Origin of the sequence: Herbaspirillum sp. B65 (genome assembly GCF_000333555.1) — a bacterium.
GTDB classification, from domain to species: Bacteria; Pseudomonadota; Gammaproteobacteria; order Burkholderiales; family Burkholderiaceae_D; genus Herbaspirillum; species Herbaspirillum rubrisubalbicans.
Map to the genome: position 1 here is coordinate 1 of NZ_BADI01001029.1, position 1,553 is coordinate 1,553.

Sequence of the window (1,553 nt, forward strand, 5' to 3'; positions counted from 1 at the left end):
GGCAACACGATGCCGACGAAGCCCACTGCAGCGCTTGTTTTGGAGCATTTTCGCTGCGCAGCGTTCCATGCTCACAAGGAATCGCCGCTGCGGCAATGAAAATAAATGACCGAAAAGTTATTAATGCAGGATTCTAGCAACGAATCGTCGGCAGCGGGCGCGCCTTTTAGCGGGATAGAAAAGATAGCGCTTGACAAGCCCTTGGCCGATCTTCTACATTGCTCAGATGACTTCCGCAGCAACCATCTCCCTACGCCACAACAGCGCCAGCGCCCTGCTAGCGTTGCTACCGGTGTCGCTACTACTAGCCTCGCGCTAAAATCTGTATTTCCTGCCGTACCCGCTGACGACACGCGATCCGGCAAACCCCATCAAACCAGCAGTACCGGCAGTACAACCAGGCAGTGACGCGCTACCCCTAGAGAGCCGACGTCGCAGCCCCACAGGCGAAGCGATCATGCATTCGAAGACCAGCACAATCGGCAAGCAGCGTCGGCCCACCGGCCAGCGCCGCCACGCGCAGCGGGAGTTGCCGCCTCTGGCTCTATGACGGGTTGCCTGGCCACGCGCCCGTGGCAGCCAGGCAACCCGATCCGCCACATCTGACGCACTGAAGCATTCCAGCATTTCCAGCAAATCCGAAGACTAAGAGGTCCATCATGATGTTAAGCAACCCCGCCGCCAAATACCGTCCCTTCCCAGCCATCGACCTGCCCGACCGCACCTGGCCCAGCAAGGTCATCAGCACCCCGCCGATCTGGATGAGCACCGACCTGCGCGATGGCAACCAGGCCCTGATCGAACCGATGAACGCCGAGCGCAAGTTGCGCTTCTTCGAACTGCTGTTGAAGACCGGCCTGAAGGAAATCGAAGTGGGCTTCCCCTCGGCTTCGCAGACCGATTTCGATTTCGTGCGCAAGCTCATCGTCGAGAACCGCATTCCCGATGACGTCACCATCATCGTGCTGACCCAGTCGCGTGATGAACTGATCCGCCGCACCGTGGAGTCCCTGGAAGGCGCCAAGAAAGCCATCGTCCACCTGTACAACTCGGTGGCCCCGGCCTTCCGCAAGATCGTCTTCAACATGTCGCGTGAAGAGATCAAGAACATCGCCGTCACCGGCACCCGCCTGGTCAAGGAACTGACCGATGCGCGTCCGGGCACCGAATGGCGCTTCGAATATTCGCCGGAATCCTTCAGCACCACCGAACTGGATTTTTCCAAGGAAATCTGCGATGCCGTCTGCGAAACCTGGGGTGCCACTCCGGAGCGCAAGGTCATCCTGAACCTGCCCTCCACCGTCGAATGCGCCACTCCCAACGTCTACGCCGACCAGATCGAATGGATGTGCCGCAACCTGAAGCATCGCGCCAGCACCATCATCTCGGTGCACCCGCACAATGACCGCGGCACCGCCGTGGCCTCGGCCGAGCTGGCCGTGATGGCCGGCGCCGACCGCGTCGAAGGCTGCCTGTTCGGCAATGGCGAACGCACCGGCAACGTCGACCTGGTCACGCTGGCGCTGAACCTGTACACCCAGGGTGTGAACCCC

At 60.5% G+C, this 1,553-nt stretch carries 1 protein-coding gene; it reads left to right on the forward strand.

Features of this window, described 5'->3' with window-relative positions:
• Positions 1-659 precede the first annotated feature (659 nt).
• Positions 660-1,553 (forward strand): 2-isopropylmalate synthase (locus I5W_RS24265; protein WP_044531173.1); only part of this gene is annotated, 894 nt, incomplete at its 3' end.